Origin of the sequence: Curtobacterium sp. MCPF17_001, from assembly GCF_003234615.1 — a bacterium.
In the GTDB taxonomy this organism is placed as follows: Bacteria; Actinomycetota; Actinomycetes; order Actinomycetales; family Microbacteriaceae; genus Curtobacterium.
In genome coordinates this window covers 62,799-84,872 of the sequence record NZ_QKSL01000011.1, presented here as the reverse complement: position 1 = coordinate 84,872, position 22,074 = coordinate 62,799, and the positions used below count along the sequence as shown (strand labels likewise).

19 protein-coding genes are annotated in these 22,074 nt (G+C 72.1%); 14 read left to right on the top strand and 5 right to left on the bottom strand.

Going from position 1 to position 22,074, the window contains the following annotated elements; all coding sequences use genetic code 11:
* Positions 1 to 80: 80 nt before the first annotated feature.
* The 7 genes from DEJ24_RS11530 to glmM all read left to right on the top strand — a co-directional run bounded on the left by DEJ24_RS11530 (position 81) and on the right by glmM (position 7,784).
* Positions 81 to 1,034 (top strand): tRNA pseudouridine synthase A, encoded by a 954-nt coding sequence (locus DEJ24_RS11530; RefSeq protein WP_375334706.1) that lies wholly within the window; start codon positions 81 to 83, stop codon positions 1,032 to 1,034.
* 22 nt (positions 1,035 to 1,056) lie between these two features.
* The gene (locus DEJ24_RS11525; protein WP_111078758.1) at positions 1,057 to 1,803 is read left to right on the top strand and encodes an MBL fold metallo-hydrolase; all 747 of its coding nucleotides are present in this window, start codon (positions 1,057 to 1,059) and stop codon (positions 1,801 to 1,803) included.
* Positions 1,804 to 1,896: 93 nt separating this feature from the next.
* Positions 1,897 to 2,181 (top strand): hypothetical protein, encoded by a 285-nt coding sequence (locus DEJ24_RS11520; protein ID WP_146245978.1) that lies wholly within the window; start codon positions 1,897 to 1,899, stop codon positions 2,179 to 2,181.
* Positions 2,182 to 2,355: 174 nt separating this feature from the next.
* Positions 2,356 to 5,154, top strand: a complete 2,799-nt coding sequence (locus tag DEJ24_RS11515; RefSeq protein WP_220036713.1) for an ExeM/NucH family extracellular endonuclease — start codon at positions 2,356 to 2,358, stop codon at positions 5,152 to 5,154.
* Between the two features lie 263 nt (positions 5,155 to 5,417).
* On the top strand, positions 5,418 to 5,864 hold the full coding sequence (gene rplM / locus DEJ24_RS11505) for a 50S ribosomal protein L13 (RefSeq protein ID WP_110824221.1): 447 nt from the start codon (positions 5,418 to 5,420) through the stop codon (positions 5,862 to 5,864).
* Positions 5,865 to 5,902: 38 nt separating this feature from the next.
* Positions 5,903 to 6,388: a 30S ribosomal protein S9 gene (gene rpsI, locus DEJ24_RS11500; protein ID WP_110903538.1), complete on the top strand. Its 486-nt coding sequence runs from the start codon at positions 5,903 to 5,905 to the stop codon at positions 6,386 to 6,388.
* Between the two features lie 22 nt (positions 6,389 to 6,410).
* On the top strand, positions 6,411 to 7,784 hold the full coding sequence (gene glmM / locus DEJ24_RS11495; protein ID WP_111078756.1) for a phosphoglucosamine mutase: 1,374 nt from the start codon (positions 6,411 to 6,413) through the stop codon (positions 7,782 to 7,784).
* A gap of 147 nt (positions 7,785 to 7,931) precedes the next feature.
* Here glmM and coaA read toward each other — a convergent pair whose 3' ends face one another.
* Both coaA and DEJ24_RS11485 read right to left on the bottom strand, forming a co-directional pair.
* A complete protein-coding gene (gene coaA / locus DEJ24_RS11490) occupies positions 7,932 to 8,876 on the bottom strand; it encodes a type I pantothenate kinase (RefSeq protein ID WP_110903536.1) in 945 nt (314 codons plus the stop codon).
* A 102-nt stretch (positions 8,877 to 8,978) separates the two neighbouring features.
* Complete coding sequence (locus tag DEJ24_RS11485; protein WP_111073912.1) at positions 8,979 to 9,464, bottom strand: glutathione peroxidase; 486 nt, start codon at positions 9,462 to 9,464, stop codon at positions 8,979 to 8,981.
* Between the two features lie 70 nt (positions 9,465 to 9,534).
* Here DEJ24_RS11485 and glmS point away from each other — a divergent pair, with 70 nt between their 5' ends.
* From glmS to tsaE, 5 genes are read left to right on the top strand one after another with little or no spacing between them, the layout of a single operon-like run.
* Complete coding sequence (glmS, locus tag DEJ24_RS11480; protein WP_111078755.1) at positions 9,535 to 11,382, top strand: glutamine--fructose-6-phosphate transaminase (isomerizing); 1,848 nt, start codon at positions 9,535 to 9,537, stop codon at positions 11,380 to 11,382.
* Between the two features lie 6 nt (positions 11,383 to 11,388).
* Entirely contained in the window at positions 11,389 to 11,787 is a 399-nt protein-coding gene (locus DEJ24_RS11475; RefSeq protein ID WP_111078754.1) for a holo-ACP synthase, read from the top strand.
* Complete coding sequence (alr, locus tag DEJ24_RS11470; RefSeq protein WP_111078753.1) at positions 11,784 to 12,887, top strand: alanine racemase; 1,104 nt, start codon at positions 11,784 to 11,786, stop codon at positions 12,885 to 12,887. Before DEJ24_RS11475 ends, alr (DEJ24_RS11470) begins: the two co-directional genes overlap by 4 nt.
* On the top strand, positions 12,884 to 14,047 hold the full coding sequence (alr, locus tag DEJ24_RS11465; RefSeq protein ID WP_181436592.1) for an alanine racemase: 1,164 nt from the start codon (positions 12,884 to 12,886) through the stop codon (positions 14,045 to 14,047). Before alr (DEJ24_RS11470) ends, alr (DEJ24_RS11465) begins: the two co-directional genes overlap by 4 nt.
* 38 nt (positions 14,048 to 14,085) lie before the next feature.
* A complete protein-coding gene (gene tsaE, locus DEJ24_RS11460) occupies positions 14,086 to 14,541 on the top strand; it encodes a tRNA (adenosine(37)-N6)-threonylcarbamoyltransferase complex ATPase subunit type 1 TsaE (RefSeq protein WP_111078780.1) in 456 nt (151 codons plus the stop codon).
* An 83-nt stretch (positions 14,542 to 14,624) separates the two neighbouring features.
* Here the strand turns inward: tsaE and DEJ24_RS11455 are convergent, their stop codons facing one another.
* From DEJ24_RS11455 to DEJ24_RS11445, 3 genes are all read right to left on the bottom strand, one after another.
* On the bottom strand, positions 14,625 to 15,953 hold the full coding sequence (locus tag DEJ24_RS11455; protein ID WP_220033960.1) for a glycoside hydrolase family 16 protein: 1,329 nt from the start codon (positions 15,951 to 15,953) through the stop codon (positions 14,625 to 14,627).
* Between the two features lie 415 nt (positions 15,954 to 16,368).
* Positions 16,369 to 16,956 carry a dihydrofolate reductase family protein gene (locus tag DEJ24_RS11450; protein WP_111078750.1) on the bottom strand — a complete coding sequence of 196 codons (588 nt, stop codon included), beginning with the start codon at positions 16,954 to 16,956 and terminating at the stop codon, positions 16,369 to 16,371.
* A 69-nt stretch (positions 16,957 to 17,025) separates the two neighbouring features.
* Positions 17,026 to 17,637, bottom strand: a complete 612-nt coding sequence (locus DEJ24_RS11445) for a hypothetical protein (protein WP_111078749.1) — start codon at positions 17,635 to 17,637, stop codon at positions 17,026 to 17,028.
* 190 nt (positions 17,638 to 17,827) lie between these two features.
* Between DEJ24_RS11445 and DEJ24_RS11440 the strand changes: the two genes are divergently transcribed.
* Positions 17,828 to 19,321: a 3' terminal RNA ribose 2'-O-methyltransferase Hen1 gene (locus DEJ24_RS11440; protein ID WP_111078748.1), complete on the top strand. Its 1,494-nt coding sequence runs from the start codon at positions 17,828 to 17,830 to the stop codon at positions 19,319 to 19,321.
* Positions 19,318 to 21,936, top strand: coding sequence for a polynucleotide kinase-phosphatase (locus DEJ24_RS11435; RefSeq protein ID WP_111078747.1), 2,619 nt, complete (start codon positions 19,318 to 19,320; stop codon positions 21,934 to 21,936). Before DEJ24_RS11440 ends, DEJ24_RS11435 begins: the two co-directional genes overlap by 4 nt.
* Positions 21,937 to 22,074: the final 138 nt, after the last annotated feature.

The following is a 22,074-nucleotide window of genomic DNA, read 5'->3' as shown; positions in this document are numbered from 1 at the left end:
GACGTCGTGTACGGGGAGGACACTGCCGAGCACCGCTCACGCGGCACTGACGCGGCGCTGACATCGGTACCGTGGAGGGCGTGAGCGAGACGGCCCGGACACCAGACGACACCGGCGCAGACGACACCGGCGTGCGACTGCGGATCGACCTGGCGTACGACGGTTCCGGCTTCTCCGGATGGGCGCGGCAGCCCGCACTCCGGACCGTGCAGGGTGTGCTCGAGGACGCCCTCGCCACCGTCTTCACCCGGTGGGGCGAACCACCCCGGCTGACGGTCGCCGGGCGCACCGATACCGGCGTCCACGCCACCGGACAGGTCGCGCACCTCGACCTCAGCCCGGACCAGTGGGCCGCCCTGACCCGGCCGAAGCGTCCGAGCGCCGACGGCACCGTCCGCGACGCCTTCACCGGGCTCGTCCGACGGCTCAACGGGCTCGCCGGCGCCGACGGGGACGTCGTCGTCCGCAGCGTGCGCGTCGCCCCGGCCGGCTTCGACGCCCGGTTCTCCCCGCTCTGGCGGCGCTACCGGTACCGGGTCGCCGACGTCGACGCCCTCCGCGACCCCCTCCGCCGTGGGCACACGACCTGGTACCCGGGGCGCCTCGACCCGGCGTCGATGGAGCGCGGTGCGCTGCGGCTGCTCGGGCTGCACGACTTCGCGGCGTTCTGCAAGCCGCGGGTCGGCGCGACCACGATCCGGACCCTGCAGGAGTTCCGCTGGGAGCGTGAGCCGGACGGCGTGCTGGTGGCGAGCCTCCAGGCCGACGCCTTCTGCCACTCCATGGTGCGCGCGATGGTCGGCGGCACCCTCGCCGTCGGCGAGGGCCGGCTGACGCCGGACGAACTCGACGGGCTCCGCGTCGCGGCGGAACGCACCAGCGCCTTCACCACCGCCCCGGCCCGCGGACTCACCCTGACCGAGGTCGGGTACCCGGACGACGACGCCCTGGAGGCGCGGGCCGTCCAGACACGCGCCCGTCGCGACGCGGAGGGACACCGGCCCGGCGACCTGTCGGACGAGGGCGGGCGCTAGCGCCTGACGGTAGCGTCGGGGGATGGCTCCTCGTGCTCCGCGCTCCGTCGTCTCCGTCGCACCCGGTGTGGTCTTCGTCGAGGGGCCGGTGTCGAACTGGGTCGTCCTGGCGGAGGAGGACGGCGTCGCCCTCATCGACGCGGGCTACCCGGCCGACACCGACCTGGTGCTCGACAGCGTGCTGCTCGCCGGACACGACCTCGACGAGCTCCGCCGCGTCTACGTCACGCACGGGCACGTCGACCACGTCGGGGGTCTGCCCGGGATCCTCGAGCGCTTCCCGCACGTCGAGGTCCTGGCGCACGCCGACGAACTCGACAACGTCCGCGGGCCGTCGCGCCAGCAGGTGACGCCGGCCGAGATCGGCGGTCGCCTCGCCGCACCCCGCGTGCTGCGCTGGCTCGGCCGCGCGATCGCCTCGGACGCCCTCCGCCCGACGACGGTGCCGAGCGCGCGCGCCTTCACCGCCCGTGACTTCGAGGGCCGGGCGATGACGCCGCTGCCCGTGCCGGGGCACACCGACGGCTCCACCGCGTACCTGCTGCCCGCTGCCGACGCGATCGTGACCGGCGACGCCGTCGTCACGCACCACGACACGCAGCCCGCGGCGTGGGCGCCACGGCCGCGGATGATCACACCGTTCTTCACCGCGGACCAGGCGCTCGCCGTGGAGTCGGCGCGGGCGCTGGCCTACCCGGCGATCGTGCTGCCGGGGCACGGGCCGGCGGTGCACCGGGTGGGGTCGGAGTGGGTGCCGATCCAGGCGTGACGGCGTTGCCCGGGCATCGGCGACCGGTACCGGAACGGCAGATGTGACATGGGGATCGACCGGCAGTGGAGCCGCGACGAGGAGGGAACCACCATGGACATCGTCCGCAGGGGCATGACTGGAGAGGCCGACGCCGGGTCGCTCGGACGCGGCAGGATCCGCCAGGCCGTCGTCTCACTCCTGGCGGTCGTCGCGACCCTGGGGTGCTGCGTCGTCGGCGTGACGGGCCAGGGTCTGACGATCCGCGGGGTCGCGGCCGTCGTCACGGTGGCTGCCATGGCCGGCTCGCTGGCGTTCGCGAGGAGACGCGGGAACCTCGTGGGGTGGTACGTCGCTGCAGCGGGGGTGGCGCTGTTGCGTGTGCTCTCCGGGTCGTGAGGCAGTGGTCGAGCCCGTCGTGGTGACGGCGGCTGCGTCGCTGCTCGCGTGGGCCGGATGGAACACCCGGTCGACCCTCGTCCGGGGGAGAGGTTTCACCTCGTCGTAACCTGTGTGTCCCCGCAGGCCCGTACGGTTCACGGGATCACTCCCGACCACGAACCGAAGGTCCCCATGCCACGAAGCGTCGGACGCACCCTGCTGTGCGCCACGGCTGCCGCGACCCTGGTCGCCGCACCGCTCGTCACCGTCACCGCCGCCTCCGCGAACCCGACGGGCACCGGACTCGTCATCACCGAGGCGTACCTCAAGGGCGGCAGTGCGAACCAGCCGTTCACCAACCGGTTCGTCGAGATCGGCAACCCGACCGGCGCCGCGGTGTCCGTCGACGGGTGGTCGCTGCAGTACCGGTCGGCGACGGGCACGGGAGCGTCGAGCACCGTCGTGCCGCTCACCGGCTCCGTCCCGGCGAACGGCACGTACCTCGTGCAGGGAGCGTCGAACGGGAAGGTCGGCGATGCACTGCCCGCGCCCGACGTCGTCTCGACGTTGAACGCCTCCGGCGCGAGCGGGACACTCGTCCTCTCCGACCAGCCGACGGCACTGTCGCTGCCCGCGGGTGCGGTCACGACGGCGACGCCCGGCGTGGTGGACCTGCTCGGGTACGGCGCCGCGAACACGTCGGAGACCGCCCCGGCCACGAACCCCTCGGGCGCGAACAGCACCCCGGACGCCCTCGTCCGGCAGGGGACGACCGACACCGACGCGAACGCGGCGGACTTCACGCTGACGCGGTCGATCACCCCGCGGAACGCCGCCGGCGAGACGGCGCCAGGCGGCACCACGCCGACTCCGGGCGGTGGCGGCACGACCCCGCCGACGACCCCCGTCGCCGCGACCATCCCCGAGATCCAGGGTACGACGGACACCTCGCCGCTCGTCGGCTCGACCGTCACCACCAGCGGTGTCGTGACCGCGGTGTACGCCACCGGTGGGCTCAACGGGTACACGATCCAGACGCCGGGCACGGGAGGCGCAACCACCCTGGCCGCGCGGACCGCCTCCGACGGCCTGTACGTCTACTCCGCCGCCACGGCCGGACTGGTCGCGATCGGCGACCACGTCCAGGTCACCGGCACCGTGTCCGAGTTCGACGGCCTCACCGAGCTCACCGTCCCGAGCGCCGCCGGGCTGACGGAGCTCACCACCCCGGCCGCCGCCCCGGTCCCGGTCGCCGTGGCCTTCCCCCGCACGGACGCCGAGCGGGAGATGCTCGAGAGCATGCTCGTCGCCCCGCAGGGTGACTACACGGTCGCCGACAACTACACGACGAACCAGTACGGCGAGATCGCGCTCGCCACGGGCCCGGGACGTCTGCTGCAGCCGACCGAGGTCGCCCGCCCGGGCAGCGCCGAGGCCGCCGCGGTGACCGCCGACAACGCAGCGCGCAAGGTCACGCTCGACGACGGCGCGAGCACGAACTTCCTGCCCCGCGACGACCAGGACCAGTCGGCCCGGTCGATCCCCGTGCCCTGGCTGACGAACGCGGGCCCGGTCACGGTCGGCGCCACCACGACGTTCACCGCACCCGTGGTGCTCGACTACCGGAACAACGCCTGGAAGTTCCAGCCGACGGCGCCGATCACCGGCGCGACCCCGAAGGCCGACCTGCCCGCGACGTTCTCGGACGTGCGCACCGCCGCGCCCGCCGCGGTCGGTGGGGACCTGAAGCTCGCCGGGTTCAACGTCCTGAACTACTTCCCGACCACGGGCGACCAGCTGACCGGTTGCACGTACTTCCGGGACCGCACGGGTGACCCGATCACGGTGGACTCCGGTTGTGACGCCCGCGGCGCTGCCGAGCCGGAGGACCTGGCACGCCAGCAGGTGAAGATCGTCACGGCGATCAACGGCCTGGGCGCCGACGTCGTCTCGCTCGAGGAGATCGAGAACTCGGCGGCCTTCGGGCAGGACCGGGACGCCGCGGTCGCCACCCTCGTCGACGCGCTCAACGCCGCCACCGGCTCCGACACCTGGGCGTACGTCCCGTCACCGACGGAGCTCGCCGCCGACGAGGACGTGATCCGCCTGGCCCTGATCTACAAGAAGGCCCGGGTCGCCCCGACCGCCGAGTCGACGATCCTCACCGACTCCGACGTCTTCCAGCGCCAGCCGGTCGCGGACGCGTTCCGCCCGGTCGGCGGGACCGCGGACGACGACTTCCTGGTCATCGCGAACCACTTCAAGTCGAAGGGCTCCGGTACCGGCGAGAACGCCGACCAGGGCGACGGCCAGGGCGCCTCGAACGCGGACCGCGTGCGCCAGGCCCGAGCCCTCACGACCTTCTCCGCCGCGATGCAGGCGCAGTACGGCACCGACAAGACGTTCCTGATCGGCGACTTCAACGCGTACAGCGAGGAGGACCCGATGGTCGTCCTCCGCGACGCCGGGTACACCGACCTGGCGCCGGCCCGCGACCGGAGCGAGTACTCGTACGTGTTCAGCGGTCTCAGCGGTTCCCTCGACCACGTGCTCGCATCACCGGCAGCACTGGCGAGCGTCACCGGCGTGGACATCTGGAACATCAACTCGACCGAGTCGGTGGGCCTGGAGTACAGCCGGTACAACGTCAACGTCTCGGACCTCTACACCGACGACGTGTACCGCGCGAGTGACCACGACCCGATCCTGGTCGGCTTCGACCTGACCGCGGCCGAGGCGCCGGGCGGCCCGACGCCCGAGCCCACGCCGGAGCCCGGCACGGACGACGAACCCACGGCCGACCCGACCCCGGCGCCGATCGCCGGTGGTGCGGGCACGACCCCGGGTGCGGGTGGGACGACCGCGGGCGGCCTGGCCTTCACCGGTGCGGAGATCGGCGGTGGCCTCGCGGCGGCGCTCGCGCTCCTCGCCGCCGGTGGCGGGCTCCTCGCCCTCCGTCGTCGTCGGACGACGGGTCGCAGCGCAGTCTGACCGCGCACTGGACACGGCCACCGACGGGAGGCGCGACACGGGTCCGACCCGTGCCGCGCCTCCCGTCCGTGGTGTCGGGGAGCGATGCGCGGTTGACCGGGAGGATCGGCGTCGACTAGGCTCATCTCTTGGTCTGCGCGCTCTGTTGCGCCAGACAGTCAGATGGGCCCTCCACCGGGTCGTTCACCGGGCATCTGCCCGCGGGAACGCCCACCGGAGTGGGATTCACGGACTCCTCACCTCGACACGAAAGCAGCACTCCTGTGACTCGTACGTTCTCCCCGAAGCCGGCAGACGTCCAGCACGACTGGATCGTCATCGACGCGACCGACGTCGTGCTCGGCCGCCTCGCTTCGCACGTCGCCGCCCTCCTCCGCGGCAAGCACAAGGCCACCTTCGCCCAGCACATGGACATGGGTGACTACGTCATCATCGTGAACGCCGACAAGGTCGCCCTGACCGGGTCGAAGCTCGCCAAGAAGGTCTACTACCGTCACTCCGGTTACCCGGGCGGCCTCACGGCCACCACCTACCCGGAGATGCTGGAGAAGCACCCGACCCGCGCCGTCGAGAAGGCGATCCGCGGCATGCTGCCGAAGAACACCCTCGGTCGCGAGCAGCTCAAGAAGCTCAAGGTCTACGCAGGCGCTGAGCACCCCCACGCGGCGCAGCAGCCCAAGCCGTACACCTTCGACCAGGTCTCGCAGTAACAGCGGCCACGACGACTTCCAGGAACGAGAAAACACTCATGGCTCAGATCGCTGACTCCATCGACCAGACCCCGGAGACCTTCACCACCGAGAGCGCGCCCGTCGCGTCGGAGGCGGCTCCCCGTCAGATCCTCAACGTCTCGGGCGGTGCCGTCGGTCGCCGCAAGGAGGCCATCGCCCGCGTCCGTCTCGTCCCGGGCTCCGGCACGTTCGTCGTGAACGGCCGCTCCCTCGAGGACTACTTCCCGAACAAGCTGCACCAGCAGCTGATCAACGACCCGTTCAAGGTCCTCGAGCTTCTCGGCTCGTACGACGTCACCGCCCGCATCACGGGTGGCGGCCCCTCGGGTCAGGCCGGCGCGCTGCGTCTCGCCATCGCCCGCACCCTGAACGAGATCGACCGCGAGAACAACCGCGCGGCCCTCAAGAAGGCCGGCTTCCTCACCCGTGACGCCCGCGTCATCGAGCGCAAGAAGGCCGGTCTCAAGAAGGCCCGCAAGGCGTCGCAGTTCTCGAAGCGCTGATCGCCTGACGGCGGGAGATCGCATGCCGCGTCTGTTCGGTACCGACGGCGTTCGTGGCCTCGCCAACGGCGAGTTGACGGCCGCGCTCGCACTGGGCCTTGCCCAGGCGAGCGCGGCCGTGCTCACGCACGGACACCATGCGGACGCTCGTCGAGCGTCCGGTCGCACGCGCCCCAAGGCCGTGCTGGCGCGCGACCCGCGCGTCTCCGGCGAGTTCCTGGGTGCTGCCGTGGCAGCCGGGCTCGCCTCCGCCGGCGTCGACGTCCTCGACGCCGGGGTCATCCCCACCCCCGCAGCGGCGTACCTCGTCGCGGACATCGACGCCGACTTCGGCGTGATGATCTCGGCGTCGCACAACCCCGCGCCGGACAACGGGATCAAGTTCTTCGCCGCTGGCGGCCGCAAGCTGCCGGACGAGGTCGAGGACCGCATCGAAGCGGCCATGCACGACCAGTCCGCACCCACCCCCACGGGTGCCGAAGTCGGGCGCATCACGCGCTTCGCCGACGCCGAGGACCGCTACGTCGTGCACCTGCTCGGCACGCTGCCGCACCGGCTCGACGGCATACACGTCGTGCTCGACTGCGCCAACGGGGCAGCCTCCGGGGTCTCGCCCGAGGTGTTCGTCAACGCCGGCGCGAAGGTGACGCTGATCGGTGCCGACCCGAACGGCATCAACATCAACGACGGTGTCGGCTCGACCCACATCGACAACCTGGCTCGTGCGGTCCTCGAGGCCGGAGCCGACGTCGGCATCGCGCACGACGGCGACGCCGACCGGTGCCTGGCGGTGGACGCCGAGGGCAACGCGGTGGACGGCGACCAGATCATGGCGATCCTCGCGCTGTCCCTCAAGGAACGCGGCCGACTGATCGACGACACCCTCGTCGCGACGGTGATGTCGAACCTCGGGCTCAAGCGGGCGATGGCGGACGCGGGCATCACCGTGATCGAGGCCGGCGTCGGCGACCGCTACGTGCTCGAGAAGATGACCGAGGGCGGCTACTCGCTCGGCGGCGAGCAGTCCGGCCACATCATCTTCAACGACTACGCGACGACGGGCGACGGGGTCCTGACGGGCCTCCACCTCGTCGCCGAGATGGCGCGGACCGGCAAGACGCTCGGCGAGCTGGCGGCGTGCATGACCGTGTTCCCGCAGGTGCTGCTCAACGTCAAGGGCGTGGACCGGCACGGACTGCAGGACCAGGGCGTGCAGGACGCGATCGCTGCCGCCACGCTGGCGCTGGGTGACACCGGCCGGGTGCTGCTGCGCCCGTCCGGCACCGAGCCGGTCGTCCGCGTGATGGTCGAGGCCGCCTCGCAGGAGGACGCCCAGCGCGTCGCCGAGGAGCTCGCGGACGTCGTCCGTGAGCGCCTGACGCTCGACGCCGCGTAGGACCGCCGGCGCGCCGGCCCGCCGGGCCGCCCGGCGCGTTCCCGACTCGCACAACAGAAACCCGTTCGAACCGCTGACTTCAGCGGTTCGAACGGGTTTCTGTTGTGCGGCGCCGGTCCGAACCGAGACCGCCCGGACCGCCGCGCGTCAGATCTTGCGGAGCAGGACGCTCGTCACCTTGTGGTCGGCGGCCTTCTTCAGCACGAGGGTCGCCCGGGAACGCGTGGGCAGCACGTTCTCGAGCAGGTTCGGCTCGTTGATCGCTCGCCAGACCCCGGTGGCCGTCTGCACCGCGTCCTCGCGGGACAGCGCGGCGAAGCGGTGGAAGAACGAGTCCGGGCTCGAGAACGCCTGCTCCTGCAACGCCAGGAACCGGTCGACGTACCAGGACTCGATGTCCTTGGTCTTGGCGTCGACGTAGATGGTGAAGTCGAACAGGTCACTCAGCGCGAGCCGCCCGTGCACCGGCGGCGCGAGCACGTTGAGCCCCTCGACGATGAGGATGTCCGGCTGCCGCACGACGATCTCGGCGTCCGGCACGATGTCGTAGACGAGGTGCGAGTAGTACGGCGCCCGGACCTCGGTGGCACCGCTCTTCACCTGGCTGACGAAGCGCAGCAGGGAGCGGCGGTCGTACGACTCCGGGAAGCCCTTCCGGTCCATGATCCCGCGACGTTCGAGCTCGGCGTTCGGGTACAGGAACCCGTCGGTGGTCACGAGCTCCACCCGCGGGGTGTCCGGCCAGCGCTTCGTGAGCTCGCGGAGCAGACGGGCGACGGTGCTCTTGCCGACGGCCACCGACCCGGCGACCCCGATCACGAACGGCGTCCGGCCGGCCCGTTCACCGAGGAAACGGCTGGTCTCCGCGTGCAGGTCCCGCGCACCGGCGGCGTACAGCGTCAACAGCCGGGAGAGCGGCAGGTACACGTCCTGCACCTCGGTGATGTCGAGCCGGTCGCCCAGGCCGCGCAACTGCACGATCTCGGTCTCCGTGAGCGAGAGGTGCTCCTTCGGCGCGAGCTGCGACCACTCGTCCCGGGGGATCTCCACGAAGGGGGTGGGGTGCGCGACGGTCGTCTCCGGGATCGGCATGGGATCGAGCGTACTCAGCCGGGAGGCACGTCTCCGGTCAGGGCCGTCACCGACGGTGGGCGGGCCTCCCGTCAGGATGCCGGTGCCGGTGCCGGTGCCGGATCAGGCGGGGAGCGCCGCCTCGATGGCGGCGACCACCTCGGGGGCGTCCGGCTTGACCGTTGGGCGGAAGCGCGTGACCGTGCCGTCCGGGGCGACGAGGAACTTCTCGAAGTTCCAGATGACCCGTCCGGCCTTGCCCGAGGCGTCCGGAGCCTGGGTGAGTTCGCGGTAGAGCGGGTGCGCCGAGCGGCCGTTGACCTTGACCTTCTCCGACATCGGAAAGCTGACGCCCCACGTGGTGGAGCAGTACTCCTCGATGGCCTCGGACGATCCGAGCTCCTGCAGGAACTGGTTGCTCGGGAAGCCCAGCACGGTGAAGCCCCGCGGCCCGTACGTGCGCTGCAGTTCCTCGAGCTGCTCGTACTGCGGGGCGAGGCCGCAGCGCGAGGCGACGTTCACCACGAGCACCGCCTTGTCACCGAAGCTGCCGAACGTGGTGGTCTCGCCCTTGATGGTGGTGATCTCGATGTCGTCGAAGCGTCCCATGTCCGGAGGCTATCCCCACCCGCCGTGCGGTTCGCAGGGTGCTCCCCGCGCTGCCCGTAGGATCGATCCCATGTGTGGAATCGTCGGATACGTCGGCAGCAACAGCAGCACGGACGTCCTCCTCGGGGGCCTCCGGCGCCTCGAGTACCGCGGCTACGACTCGGCCGGCATCGCCGTGGTCGACCCGTCCGGGGACCTGACCTCGGCGAAGAAGGCCGGCAAGCTCCAGATGCTCGTCGACGAGCTCGACACGAACCCGATCGCGGACGGCGGCACCGGCATCGGCCACACCCGCTGGGCGACGCACGGCGGCCCGACGGACGAGAACGCGCACCCGCACCTGGCGGACGGCGGCAAGCTCGCGCTGATCCACAACGGCATCATCGAGAACTTCGCCCCGCTGAAGGACGAACTGCTGGCCGAGGGCGTCGTGTTCCACAGCGAGACCGACTCCGAGGTCGCAGCACACCTCGTCGCCCGTGAGTTCCGCGACACCCACGACCTGACCGAGGCGATGCGTCGCACGGTCGCCCGCCTCGACGGCGCCTTCACGCTCCTCGTCGTGCACGCCGACCAGCCGGGCGTCGTCGTCGGCGCCCGTCGCAACTCGCCCCTCGTGGTGGGCCTGGGCGACGGCGAGAACTTCATGGGCTCCGACGTCGCCGCGTTCGTCGCGTACACGCAGCGCGCGCTCGCGATCGGCCAGGACGAGATCGCGACGATCCGCCCCGACGGTGTGGACGTCATCCACTTCGACGGAACCCCCGCCGACCGCAACGAGTTCGAGGTGAACTGGGACGCCTCGGCCGCGGACAAGGGCGGCTGGTCCTCCTTCATGGCGAAGGAGATCAGCGAGGAGCCCGAGGCCGTGCGCAACACGGTCCTCGGCCGCGTGCACGAGGGTGCAGTCACCCTGACCGACCTCGACCCGATCGCGGAGCGCCTGCAGCAGGTCGACCGCGTCATCGTCATCGCCTGCGGCACCGCGGCCTACGCCGGCATGCTCGGCAAGTACGCGATCGAGCAGTGGTCCAGGATCCCGGTGGAGGTCGAGCTCGCCCACGAGTTCCGCTACCGCGACCCCGTGTTGAACGACCGCACGCTCGTCGTCTCGATCAGCCAGTCCGGCGAGACCATGGACACGCTGATGGCCGTCAAGTACGCGCGCGAGCAGGGCGCCCAGGTCCTCTCGATCTGCAACACCCAGGGCGCGACGATCCCGCGCGAATCTGACGCGGTGATCTACACGCACGCCGGCCCCGAGGTCGCCGTGGCGTCGACGAAGGCGTTCCTGGCCCAGGGCGTCGCGCTCTACCTGCTCGGGCTGCACCTCGCCACACTCCGGGGCACGTTGACCGCCGAGCAGATCGCCGAGCAGGTCGCCGAGCTCGAGGGCCTGCCCGCCAAGCTCCAGCAGACCATCGAGGACGCCGCCGGGGTCGCCGAGCTCGCCAAGTGGATGGCCGACACCCGCAGCGTGCTGTTCCTCGGGCGCCACGTCGGGTACCCGATCGCACTCGAGGGTGCGCTCAAGCTCAAGGAGCTCGCCTACATCCACGCCGAGGGCTTCGCGGCCGGTGAGCTCAAGCACGGTCCGATCGCCCTGATCGAGCCCGGTCAGATCGTCTTCGTGATCGTGCCGTCGCCGCGTGACGCCCGCTCGCTGCACCCGAAGGTCGTGTCGAACATCCAGGAGATCCGCGCCCGCGGTGCCCGGGTCATCGCGATCGCGGAAGAGGGCGACGCCGCGGTGCTGCCCTTCGCCGACGAGGTCCTGCGGATCCCGCTCGCGACGCCGCTGTTCGAGCCCCTGCTCGCCGTCGCCCCGCTGCACATGTTCGGCATGGAGCTCGCGGCCGCGAAGGGGCTCGACGTGGACCAGCCACGCAACCTCGCGAAGTCGGTCACCGTCGAGTAGTCGGCGATGATCATCGGCATCGGGGTCGACGTGGTCGACCTGGAACGGTTCGAGCGGGTCCTGACACGGACCCCCGCGATGCGGTCGCGGCTGTTCACCGACGCCGAGCAGCTGCGGGACGGTGAGCCGCGCCCGGTGGCGTCGCTCGCCGCCCGGTTCGCGGCGAAGGAGGCGTTGATCAAGGCCTTCGGGTCGAGCGCCGGCCTGAGCTGGCGGGAACTCGAGGTCGTCGCCGACGACCAGCGGAACCCGTCCCTCACCCTGCACCAGGGCGCCCAGCGGGTCGCCGACGAGCGCGGCGTCGCGCAAGTGCACCTCTCGCTGTCGCACGACGGTGGGATCGCGACGGCGTTCGTCGTCATCGAGGGCCGGGACCGGCCCGCAACGGAAGGACCGATCGCGTGAGCGCGTTCACGGGGGTGACCGTCGACCGGGAGGCGTTGATCGCCAACTACGCCACGGTCGCGGAACAGGTGGCTCCGGCCGGCGTCGTCGCGGTGGTGAAGGCGGACGCGTACGGGCACGGCGCCGTCGAGGTCGCCCGGGCCCTGGTGGACGCGGGTGCGGACTGGCTCGGGGTCGCGGACCTCGACGAGGCGGTGGCACTCCGCGAGGCCGGCATCGACGAGGGCGTCCGGATCCTGGCGTGGTTGCACGCCCCCGACGAGGACTTCCGTCGCGCGGCCCGGTACGGCATCACCCCGGCGGTCTCCAGCGTTGAGCAGCTCTCCACCGCGGCCGACGCCGACGTCCCCGAGGTGCACCTGGTCGTGGACACCGGCCTCAGCCGCAACGGTGCGGTGGAGTCCGAGTGGCCCGAGTTGTTCGCCACCGCAGCCGCACTGTCCCGCGGCGGCGACCGCACCCGGATCGAGGGGGTGATGTCGCACCTGTCGAACGCGTCGCGCTCGGACGACCTGGACCAGGACGCGGCGCTGCAGCGGGCACTCGACGGCCTCGCGGCGGTCGGCATCCGCCCCGACGTCGTGCACCTCGCGGCCAGCGCGGGCAGCCTGGCGCTGCCGGAGACCCGACGGGACCTGACCCGGGTCGGCCTGGCGCTCTACGGGCTCAGCCCGTTCCCGGACCGGACCTCGGCCGACCTCGGGCTGCGGCCGGCGATGCGGGTGACCGCCGCGGTGCTGCGGACGGTCGCCGTGCCCGCCGGGGACGGCGTCTCGTACGGGTACACGTGGCGTGCCGAGCAGGACACCCGGCTCGCGGTCATCGGGCTCGGCTACGCCGACGGCTTCGACCGTGCCTACGGCAACCACGTCTCGGTGCGGATCGGGGACCGCCGGTTCCCGGTCGTCGGCCGGGTGGCCATGAACGCGATGCACATCGACATCGGGGACGCGGACGTCGCGATCGGGGACGAGGTCGTGCTCTGGGGCGACCCGGCGAACGGTGACCCCGCCGTCGAGGAGTGGGCCGACGCGATCGGCACCATCAACTACGAGGTGGTCGCCCGCGTCGGCCGCAGCGTCGAACGGAGGACGACGTGAGCGCAGGACTGCGCCGGGCGGTCATCGACCTGGACGCCTACCGTGCCAACCTCGATCTCGTCCGCTCCTGGATGGACCCGGTCGAGGTGATGGCGATCATGAAGGCCGACGCGTACGGCCACGGCCTCGAACCGATCGCGCTGACCGCGGTCGACGCGGGGATCCGGTGGATCGGGGTACTGACGGTGCCGGCAGCGCTGCGGCTGCGCTCGATCGGCGTCGGCGAGGACGTCCACCTGTTCACCTGGCAGCACGACCCGGGGCTGGACTTCCGCGACGCGATCGACTCCGCGGTCGACCTGGGTGTCTCGAACGTCGCCGAGCTGCGTCGCATCGTCGACGCGGTGGACCAGCGACCGGCCCGGGTGCACCTGGGGGTCGACAGCGGTCTGCACCGTGACGGTGCCACGGCGGCGGACTGGACCGCGCTGGTGGAACTGGCGCGCGACGCCCAGCGCGACGGCCGGATCGAGGTCGTCGCCGCCTACACGCACCTGGCGGAGTCCTCGGACGCCGACGACGCCTCGGCGGTGGCGCACTTCGACGCGATGGTCGAGCAGGCCGAGGACCTGGGGCTCGACATCCGGTGGGAGCACGTCGCCGCATCGCTCGCGGGCCTGGAACGCAAGGAGTTCCGGAAGGACATGGTCCGGATGGGCGCCAACCTGTTCGGCATCCCCGGTGCCGACGGAGTGTCCGCCGCCGACCTCGGCCTGACTCCCGTGATGACCCTGACCGCGTCCGTGGCGAAGTCCAAGCGCGTCCCGGTCGGTACCGGCGTCTCCTACGACTACACGTACCGCACGGACACCGAGACGACCCTGGCGCTCGTGCCCGTCGGCTACGCGGACGGCGTCCCCCGCGCGGCACAGGGTCGCATCGAGGTCGCGATCAACGACACCCGCTACCCGATCGCGGGGCGGGTCGCGATGGACCAGTTCCTGGTCGACGTCGGGGACGACGACGTCCGGGTGGGCGACACCGTGACGCTGTTCGGCACCGGCGAGGACGGCGAGTCCACGGTGCTCGAGTGGGGCCGTGCGCTCGACACCATCGGCGAGGAGATCGTCTGCCGGATCGGCAGCCGGGTCCAGCGCGTCCACGAGGGGCACTTCGGCGAGGGTCGGGTGGGGGAGTACCTGCGGGGCGAACGCTCGTGAGCGTCCTCCTCGACACCACGGTCGCGACGACGGACGAGATGGGGGCTCTCGGTGCCCGGATCGCGGGGGTGCTCCGGGCCGGCGACCTGGTCGTCCTCACCGGGCCGCTGGGCGCCGGCAAGACCACGATGACGCGGGGACTCGGCACGGCGCTCGGTGCGCGCGGGCAGGTGTCGAGTCCGACGTTCGTGCTCGCGCGGACGCACCCGACCACGGCTGGCCCGGACCTGGTGCACGTGGACGCGTACCGGCTGTCGGACCCGGTCGAGCTCGACGACCTGGACCTCGACTGGGACGGCTCGATCGTCGTCGTGGAGTGGGGCCGCGGCATGGTCGACGGGGTCAGCGACAGTGTCCTGGACGTCGAGATCACCCGGCCGACGGGCGGTGGCGACGGCCTCGGCGACGACCTCGATCCGGACGACGTCCCCGACGAACCCCGTCGCGTGGTGGTGACCGGCACCGGTCCCCGGTGGTCGGGCACCAGGCTCTGACGCCCGACCAACGGGGACACCGACCAGCGGGGACACCGGCCAGCGGGGACCCCGACCCGCGGACCCCGACCGGCCGGCCCGGCTCAGCTGAGGACGAAGCGCTGCGCCGGGGTGCCGTTGCAGTCCCAGATCTGCAACCGGGTGCCGTTCGTCGTGGCGCCGCCCGGTGCGTCGACGCACCGGCCGCTGGTCGGGTTCCGGAGCGACCCGTCCGACTGCGCCACCCAGTTCTGGTAGCCGCCGCCGTTGCAGGTCGCGAGTTGGAGCTTCGTGCCCGCGGCGCTCACCCCTCCGGCGATGTCGAGGCACTTGCCCAGGGTCTGCAGGGTCTGCCCGCTGGCGGTCCAGTGCTGGTCCTTCGCCGCCGCCGCGCAGTCCCAGAGCTGCACCGCGGACCCGTCCCCACCGGTGTCGTCACCCGCGACGTCGACGCACGTGCCCCCGGGCGCGGCGATGGTCCGCCCGGTGACCGTCCCACCACCGGCGACCTGACCCTTGTTGTACACCGCCACGGAGTCGATCACCAGCTGACCGCCGGACACGGTCGACGCGTTCGGACCACCGCCGAACGCGTTCGGGAAGCCGCCACCGATCGCCAGGTCGTAGATGATGAAGAACGGGTGGTCGATGGCGTTCGACCACGTGGTCGCATCGACCTGGTTCGCCTTCACCGTGGCGAAGACCGTGCCGTCGAGGGAGAAGCGGACCTGCTCCGGCGACGTCGACCGGTCGATCTCGACCGCGTAGTCGTGGAACCCGGTCTGGCAGCCGGCACAGGCGTGTTCGCCCGAACCGATGCCCGTCGACTCGTTGCAGGGGCCGCCGGGGTTGACGCCGCAGTGGATGGTGCTGAAGACGGAACTGCGGCCGTTGACGTCCTCCATGATGTCGACCTCGCCGGAACCGGGCCATGTGACCCCGGACCGGAGGGGCGCGCCGAGCATCCAGAACGCGGGCCAGTAGCCCATGCCGTTCGCCGGGGTGACGTTCGGCTGCTGCAGCACGGACTCGATCCGGACCACACCGCCGGGAGCAGCCCCGAAGGTGGCCGCCTGCGTCTCCACCCGGCCGGAGGTCCAGCCGGTCGACGGGTTCGTGCCGCTGTGCAGCGCCTGCAGCACCAGGTGGCCCTGACCGTCGTGGCGGACGTTCGCCGTGCTGCTCGTCATGGTCTCGATCTCACCGGTCCCGAAGCTGCTGCCCGGTCCGGTGTCGTACTTCCACTGCCCCTGGTCGAGTCCGGTGCCGGCGGCACCGGTGAAGTCGTCGCTCCAGGTCTGCGTGAAGCCCGCAGGTGCTGACGGGATCGCGGCGTGGGCGGCCTGTGGCGCCGTGACGGAGGCGATCGGCAGGACCGCGGCGGCGAACACCGCGAACGACGCGAGCGCCGCCCGTCGCAGGGTGATGGTCATGTGAGGCATCGTTGCCTTCTCTCGTGAGTCGAACGAGCGCAAGCCTCCTGCTCGTGGCGGCCGGCTGCCAAGTCGGCACATCGACGGACAAGTGCGGTCCGGTTCCCGCGGAGATCGGACGATGATCTCGGAACGCTTGGGTATCGAGAACGGAGCGCGTAGCGTCCCTCGGGCTACACCGCGGTCCCTAGCCGCGGCATGCCCGTCCCCCATTACCGGGCCGGCCTCGTCGTGATCGTACGTCGAACCCGACGGCGTCGTAGCGCGAGGGCGCCTGCCACGTGACCCGAACCCGAGTCAGGCGCCCTCGACCTCACGCCGATCGCTCCGAGGTCCCGCGATCCGCGCATCTCGAACGTCGAGTTGTCGATGTCGGGGGATCACGACGCGGCAGACGGGTGTGCCGACGCGTCACTCAGCGGATCGCGTACCGGGTGAGGGTCACGCCGTTGTGGAAGGAACGCTGTTCGAGCAGGTCGAGCAGCAGGGGTTCCGCGACCGGCTCGTCGAAGAGCGGCCGACCGGTGCCGAGGACCGCGGGGTGCGTGTAGAGCAGCAGCTCGTCGAGGAGCCCGGCGGTGAGCAGCTGCGTGGCGAGGGTGGCACCGCCGACCGCGATGTCCCCCTGGGACTCCCGACGGAGCGCCGCGAGCTGTTCGATCGCGTCGTCCCCGCCGATGACGCGCGTGTGGTGCTCGGCGCTCGTCCGGGTCCGGGACACCAGGACCTTCGGGATGTCGGTCCAGATCTCGCCGAACTCGCGCAACCACTGCGGCAGTGAATCGTCGTGCCGGGCGTCGGGCCAGAACGGGTCCATCATGTCGCGGACGACCCGGCCCTCGACGAACATCGACATCGACCGTGCCCGGTCGTTGAACTCCCGGTGCAGCGGCTCGTCGATGTGCAGCCAGTCCGGGCCGTCCAGGCCGCTGTGGTCGTCACGGTCGCGTTCGATGAGCAGGTCGAGCGAGACGTTCATCCAGTACACGAACCGAGCGGGCACGGCGGACTCCTTCGTCGGTGTCTCGACGGTAGCGCCGCAGCAGCGCACCGACAAGGGCGAGCGGACCGCTCAGCGACGAGCCGCCGCTCGGGTCCGCAGGCCACAGCTCCGACGCTCCAGGTCCGCCAACGCCGCCACCGTCTGCGGGTCCCGCCCACGCCACCGGTCCACCACACCGGGGCCGAGGGTGACGACCGCGTCCCGGCCGACGAGTGCCCGGAGCGCGAGCAACTCCGCCCCGTCCGGCGACCGGTCGACCCGACTGGTCGCGGTCGCCACCCGGACGAAACGCCCACGGGTCCGCGTCCACACCAGCAGCAGGAGCGCGATGACGACGACGGTCAGGCCACCGCCGACCAGGTGCGCGAGGTGCAGTGCGGTGTCGTGCTGCTGGGCGCCCGCGGCAGCGACGGCGCCCGCGTGCTCGCTCGCCTTCCGGAGCGGCGTGCTGACGGCGTCGCCGGCCAGCGGGATCCGCGACAGTGCCCGGGCGGTGGCGGACAGCTGCTGCTGGAACGCCGACCCCTCGGACTGCACGCGCGTTCCGATCGTGGCGAGCCGCGCGATCGAACCGGCGACGTCGCGGCCGATGACCACCGCCAGGACCATGCCGACCAGGACGAGCACGTCGGCGACGACCTGCCGGGCACGTCGGGTCGGGCGGCTGTCGTAGACGACCATCGCGGGCCTCCTGTCCGGGACCCGTCTCGGGTCTCCTGTGGTGAGGACCGGCGCCGCGGACGGCGGGACGGTCGACCACCCAGTCTGCTGAGGTTCCCTGTGCGCCGTTCGCTGGTACTAGGCTCGCTCTCCGGCCTCGGACCAGCCGGCCGGCAGCGGTGCCGGACGACGACGATCGGAGGCCACGCGCATGCTCGTGACCATCACCACCCGCGGCGACGCGGCCCCGGACCTCTCCCACCTGCTGCACAAGCACCCCGGTCGGGCGCAGTCCTTCGACCTCAGCGTCGGCACGGCGCACGTCTTCTACCCGGCGGACACCCCGGACGTGTGCTCCGCCGCCCTGCTGCTCGAGGTCGACGCGATCGCCCTCGCGCGCAGCAAGCGGTACGGCGCGGACGCGCAGGCCCTGTCCCGGTACGTCAACGACCGGCCGTACGCCTCCACCTCGATGCTCGCCCTCGCGATCGGGCAGGTCTTCCGCAGCGCCATGGGTGGTCGGAGCACCTCCCGGCCGGAGCGCGCGGCCGCACCGATGGACCTGGAGCTCGCCCTGACCAGCGTGCCGAGCGAGGTCGACGAGCACGGCGTCGGCCTGGCCTCGCGGCTGTTCGCGCCCCTCGGCTGGGACGTCGACGAGACCCGGCGACCGCTCGACGACACGCGACCGGAGTGGGGCGACGCTGCCACGGTCGGCCTGCGGCTCCGCGGGCGGGTCCGGCTCTCGGACGCGCTGCGGCAGCTCACCGTGCTGCTGCCGGTGCTCGACGACGCGAAGCACTACTGGGTCGGGGACGACGAGGTCGGCATGCTGCTCCGCCGGGGCGAGGGGTGGCTCGCCGAGCACCCGCTCCGGGAGGTCATCACCACCCGGTCGCTCGCGCACCAGCGGTCGCTCGTGGACGATGCGACGTCCCGGCTGCTGGGGCTCGACGGCACGGCCGGCGACGGCGGGGCGGTGGACGCGCCCGTCGACGAGGCGTCCGCGGAGGACGACGGGACGTCGGCTCGCGAGACGCCCCTGTACCGGCGCCGCGCCGAGGCCGTCCTGACGGCGCTCGCCGACGTGCAGGCCCACACCGTCGCCGACGTCGGCTGCGGCGAGGGTGCCCTGCTCCGACACCTGTTCGCCGACCGGTCGTTCACGACGATCATCGGCACCGACGTGGCACCCCGCGAACTCGCACGGGCCGAGCGGCGCCTGCGGCTCGACGACGTCAGCGACGAGCAGCGTGCCCGGGTGCGGCTGCTGCAGTCGTCGGTCACGTACTCCGACGACCGCATCGCCGGACTCGACGCGGTGGTGCTCATGGAGGTCGTCGAGCACGTCGACCCCGAGCGGCTGCCGGCGCTCGAGGCGTCGGTGTTCCGGGCCGCCCGACCCGCCGCCGTCGTCGTGACCACCCCGAACGCCGAGCACAACGTCCGCTTCGCCTCGCTGGCGGCCGGCCGGTTCCGACACCCGGACCACCGGTTCGAGTGGACGCGCGACGAGTTCCGCACCTGGGCGCAGGCCGTCGCCGACCGGCACGGCTACACGGTCGAGCACCGACCCGTCGGTGACGACGACCCCGAGGTCGGCCCACCCACGCAGCTCGCCCTGTTCCGCCGCCACACGACCAGCAGCCCGACGAACGGCAGCCCGACGACCATCAGCACGACGACCGGAGGCACCGCCGCATGACCGCCCTGACCGTCCCCACCATGTCCCTGGTGCTCCTCGTCGGCACGAGCGGCTCCGGCAAGTCCACGTTCGCCGCGCAGCACTTCGGCCGGTTCGAGACCCTGTCGAGCGACTTCTTCCGCGGCCTCGTCTCGAACGACGAGGACGACCAGGCCGCGACCCCGGCCGCCTTCGAGGCCCTGAAGCACGTCGCCGCGCAGCGTCTGCGCGCCGGACTGCTCACCGTCGTCGACGCGACGAACGTCCAGGCCGAGGCCCGCCGCGACTTCGTGGAGCTCGCCCGCGCGCACGACGTCCTGCCGGTCGCGATCCTCCTCGACGTCCCCGAGTCGGTCTGTGTCGCCCGGAACGCCGCCCGCACCGGTCGGGACTTCGGACCCGAGGTCATCCGCCGCCAGCAGGGGCAGCTCCGGCGCGGGCTCAAGAGTCTGAGCAAGGAGGGTTTCCGCCGCGTCCACGTGCTGCACGGTGAGGACGAGATCGCCGCCGCCACGATCGTCCGCGAGCCCCTGCTCAACGACCGGACAGGCGAGCACGGCCCGTTCGACGTGATCGGGGACGTGCACGGCTGCCGCTCCGAGCTCGAGACGCTCCTCGGTCGGCTCGGCTGGAGCCTGGTCCGCGACGACCTCGGTCGCCCCGTCGACGCCGTTCACCCGGAGGGCCGTCAGGCGCTGTTCCTCGGCGACCTGGTCGACCGCGGACCGGACTCCCCGGGCGTCCTCCGCCTCGTGATGGGCATGGTGCGGAACGGCCACGCCCTCGCCGTGCCCGGCAACCACGAGGACAAGCTCGTCCGCGCGCTCGACGGCCGCAAGGTGCAGACCGCGCACGGGCTCGCCGAGACCCTCGCCCAGCTCGCCGCCGAGCCGGACGCCTTCCGCGACGAGGTCCGCGAGTTCTGCCGCGCCCTCGTCGGCCACCTGGTGCTCGACGACGGCCGGCTCGTCGTCGCGCACGCCGGGCTGAAGGAGCAGTACCAGGGCCGGGCCTCCGGCCGGGTGCGGTCCTTCGCGCTCTACGGTGACACCACCGGGGAGAGCGACGAGTACGGCCTGCCCGTCCGCCTGCCGTGGGCGGAGGACTACCGCGGATCGGCGATGGTCCTGTACGGGCACACCCCGACCGTCGACGCCGAGTGGATTAACGGCACCATGTGCCTCGACACCGGGTGCGTGTTCGGCGGGAAGCTCTCCGCGCTGCGCTACCCCGAGCGCGAGGTCGTCCAGGTCGACGCCGAGCGGGTCCACTACGTCGCCGCCAAGCCGCTCGAGCCGCTGCGCGGACCGGGCACGTCGACGACAGGTGCCGACGGTGCGGACGCGGGCCGGGCCTCCAGTCCGGCCGGGAGGCCCGTGGCCGGCCCCGCCGCACCGCGTCGCGTCCCCGGACTGCTGCCGATCGAGGACGTCACCGGCAAACAGATCGTCGAGACCCGGCACCACGGCCGGATCGGCATCCGCGCCGAGAACGCCGCCGGTGCCCTCGAGGTGATGAGCCGCTTCGCCGTCGACCCGCGTTGGCTGCCGTACCTGCCGCCGACCATGAGCCCGGTGGCGACCTCTGCACGCCCCGATCACCTGGAGCACCCGGACGAGGCGTTCGCGTACTACCGGGGCCAGGGCGTCGACCAGGTCCGGATGGAGGAGAAGCACATGGGCTCCCGCGGGACCGTGCTGCTCGCACGCGACCCCGCACGGTTCGGTGCTGCGGCCGACTGGAACGGCGTCGTCACGACCCGCACCGGCCGGGCGTTCTTCGACGCTGCCGACACCCGGACCTTCCTCGGACGGCTCGACGCGGCCGTCGAGGCGGCCGGGCTCTGGGACGAGCTCGACACCGACTGGCTGCTGCTCGACGGCGAGGTGCTGCCGTGGGCGGTCAAGGCCGAGGGCATGATCCGCGACTGGTACGCCGAGGTGGGCGCCGCTGCCGGCGGGGCGTTCCCGGACGCCCTGGCCGCGCTCGCCGCAGCCCGCGACAGCGGCGTCGACGTCAGCGACCTGCTGGCCCGGACCGAGCAGCGCGCGGCCGACGCGACCGCCTACACGGAGTCCTACCGGCGGTACGCCGACCCGGCGACGGGCCTCGACGACGTGCGGTTCGCGCCGTTCCAGGTCCTCGCGGCCCAGGGACGGACGTTCGCCGACCGGCCGCACGGCTGGCACACGGCGGTCGCCGACCGGCTGGCTGCCGCCGCACCCGACGTGGTGCGCGCGACCCGGTCGCTGCTCGTCGACGTCCGCGACGAGGCCAGCTGCGCGGCCGGGACCGAGTGGTGGCAGGAACGCACCGGTGCCGGCGGCGAGGGCGCCGTCGTGAAGCCGGAGTCGAACCTGACCCGGGGGCCGAAGGGACTCGTGCAGCCGGGCGTGAAGGTCCGCGGGCGGGAGTACCTGCGGATCATCTACGGCCCGGAGTACACCGAGCCCGGCAACCTGGCGCGGCTGAAGGACCGGGACCTCGGGCACAAGCGGTCGATGGCGCTCCGCGAGTACGCCCTCGGGCTGGAGTCGCTCGAGCGCTTCGTCGAGGGGGAGCCGCTGTGGCGCGTGCACCAGGCCGTGTTCGGCGTGCTGGCGATGGAGTCCGAGGCGGTCGACCCGCGGTTGTGAGGCGGCAGGCTCCCCCGGGACTTCTCGCTGAGCGACACCGTTCGTGGTCGACCCGCCGTTGTGAGGGGCGGGCTCCCCCCGACTTCGCGCTGAGCGACACCGTTCGTGGTCGAGACCGCGAGGCCTGTCGCTCAGCGC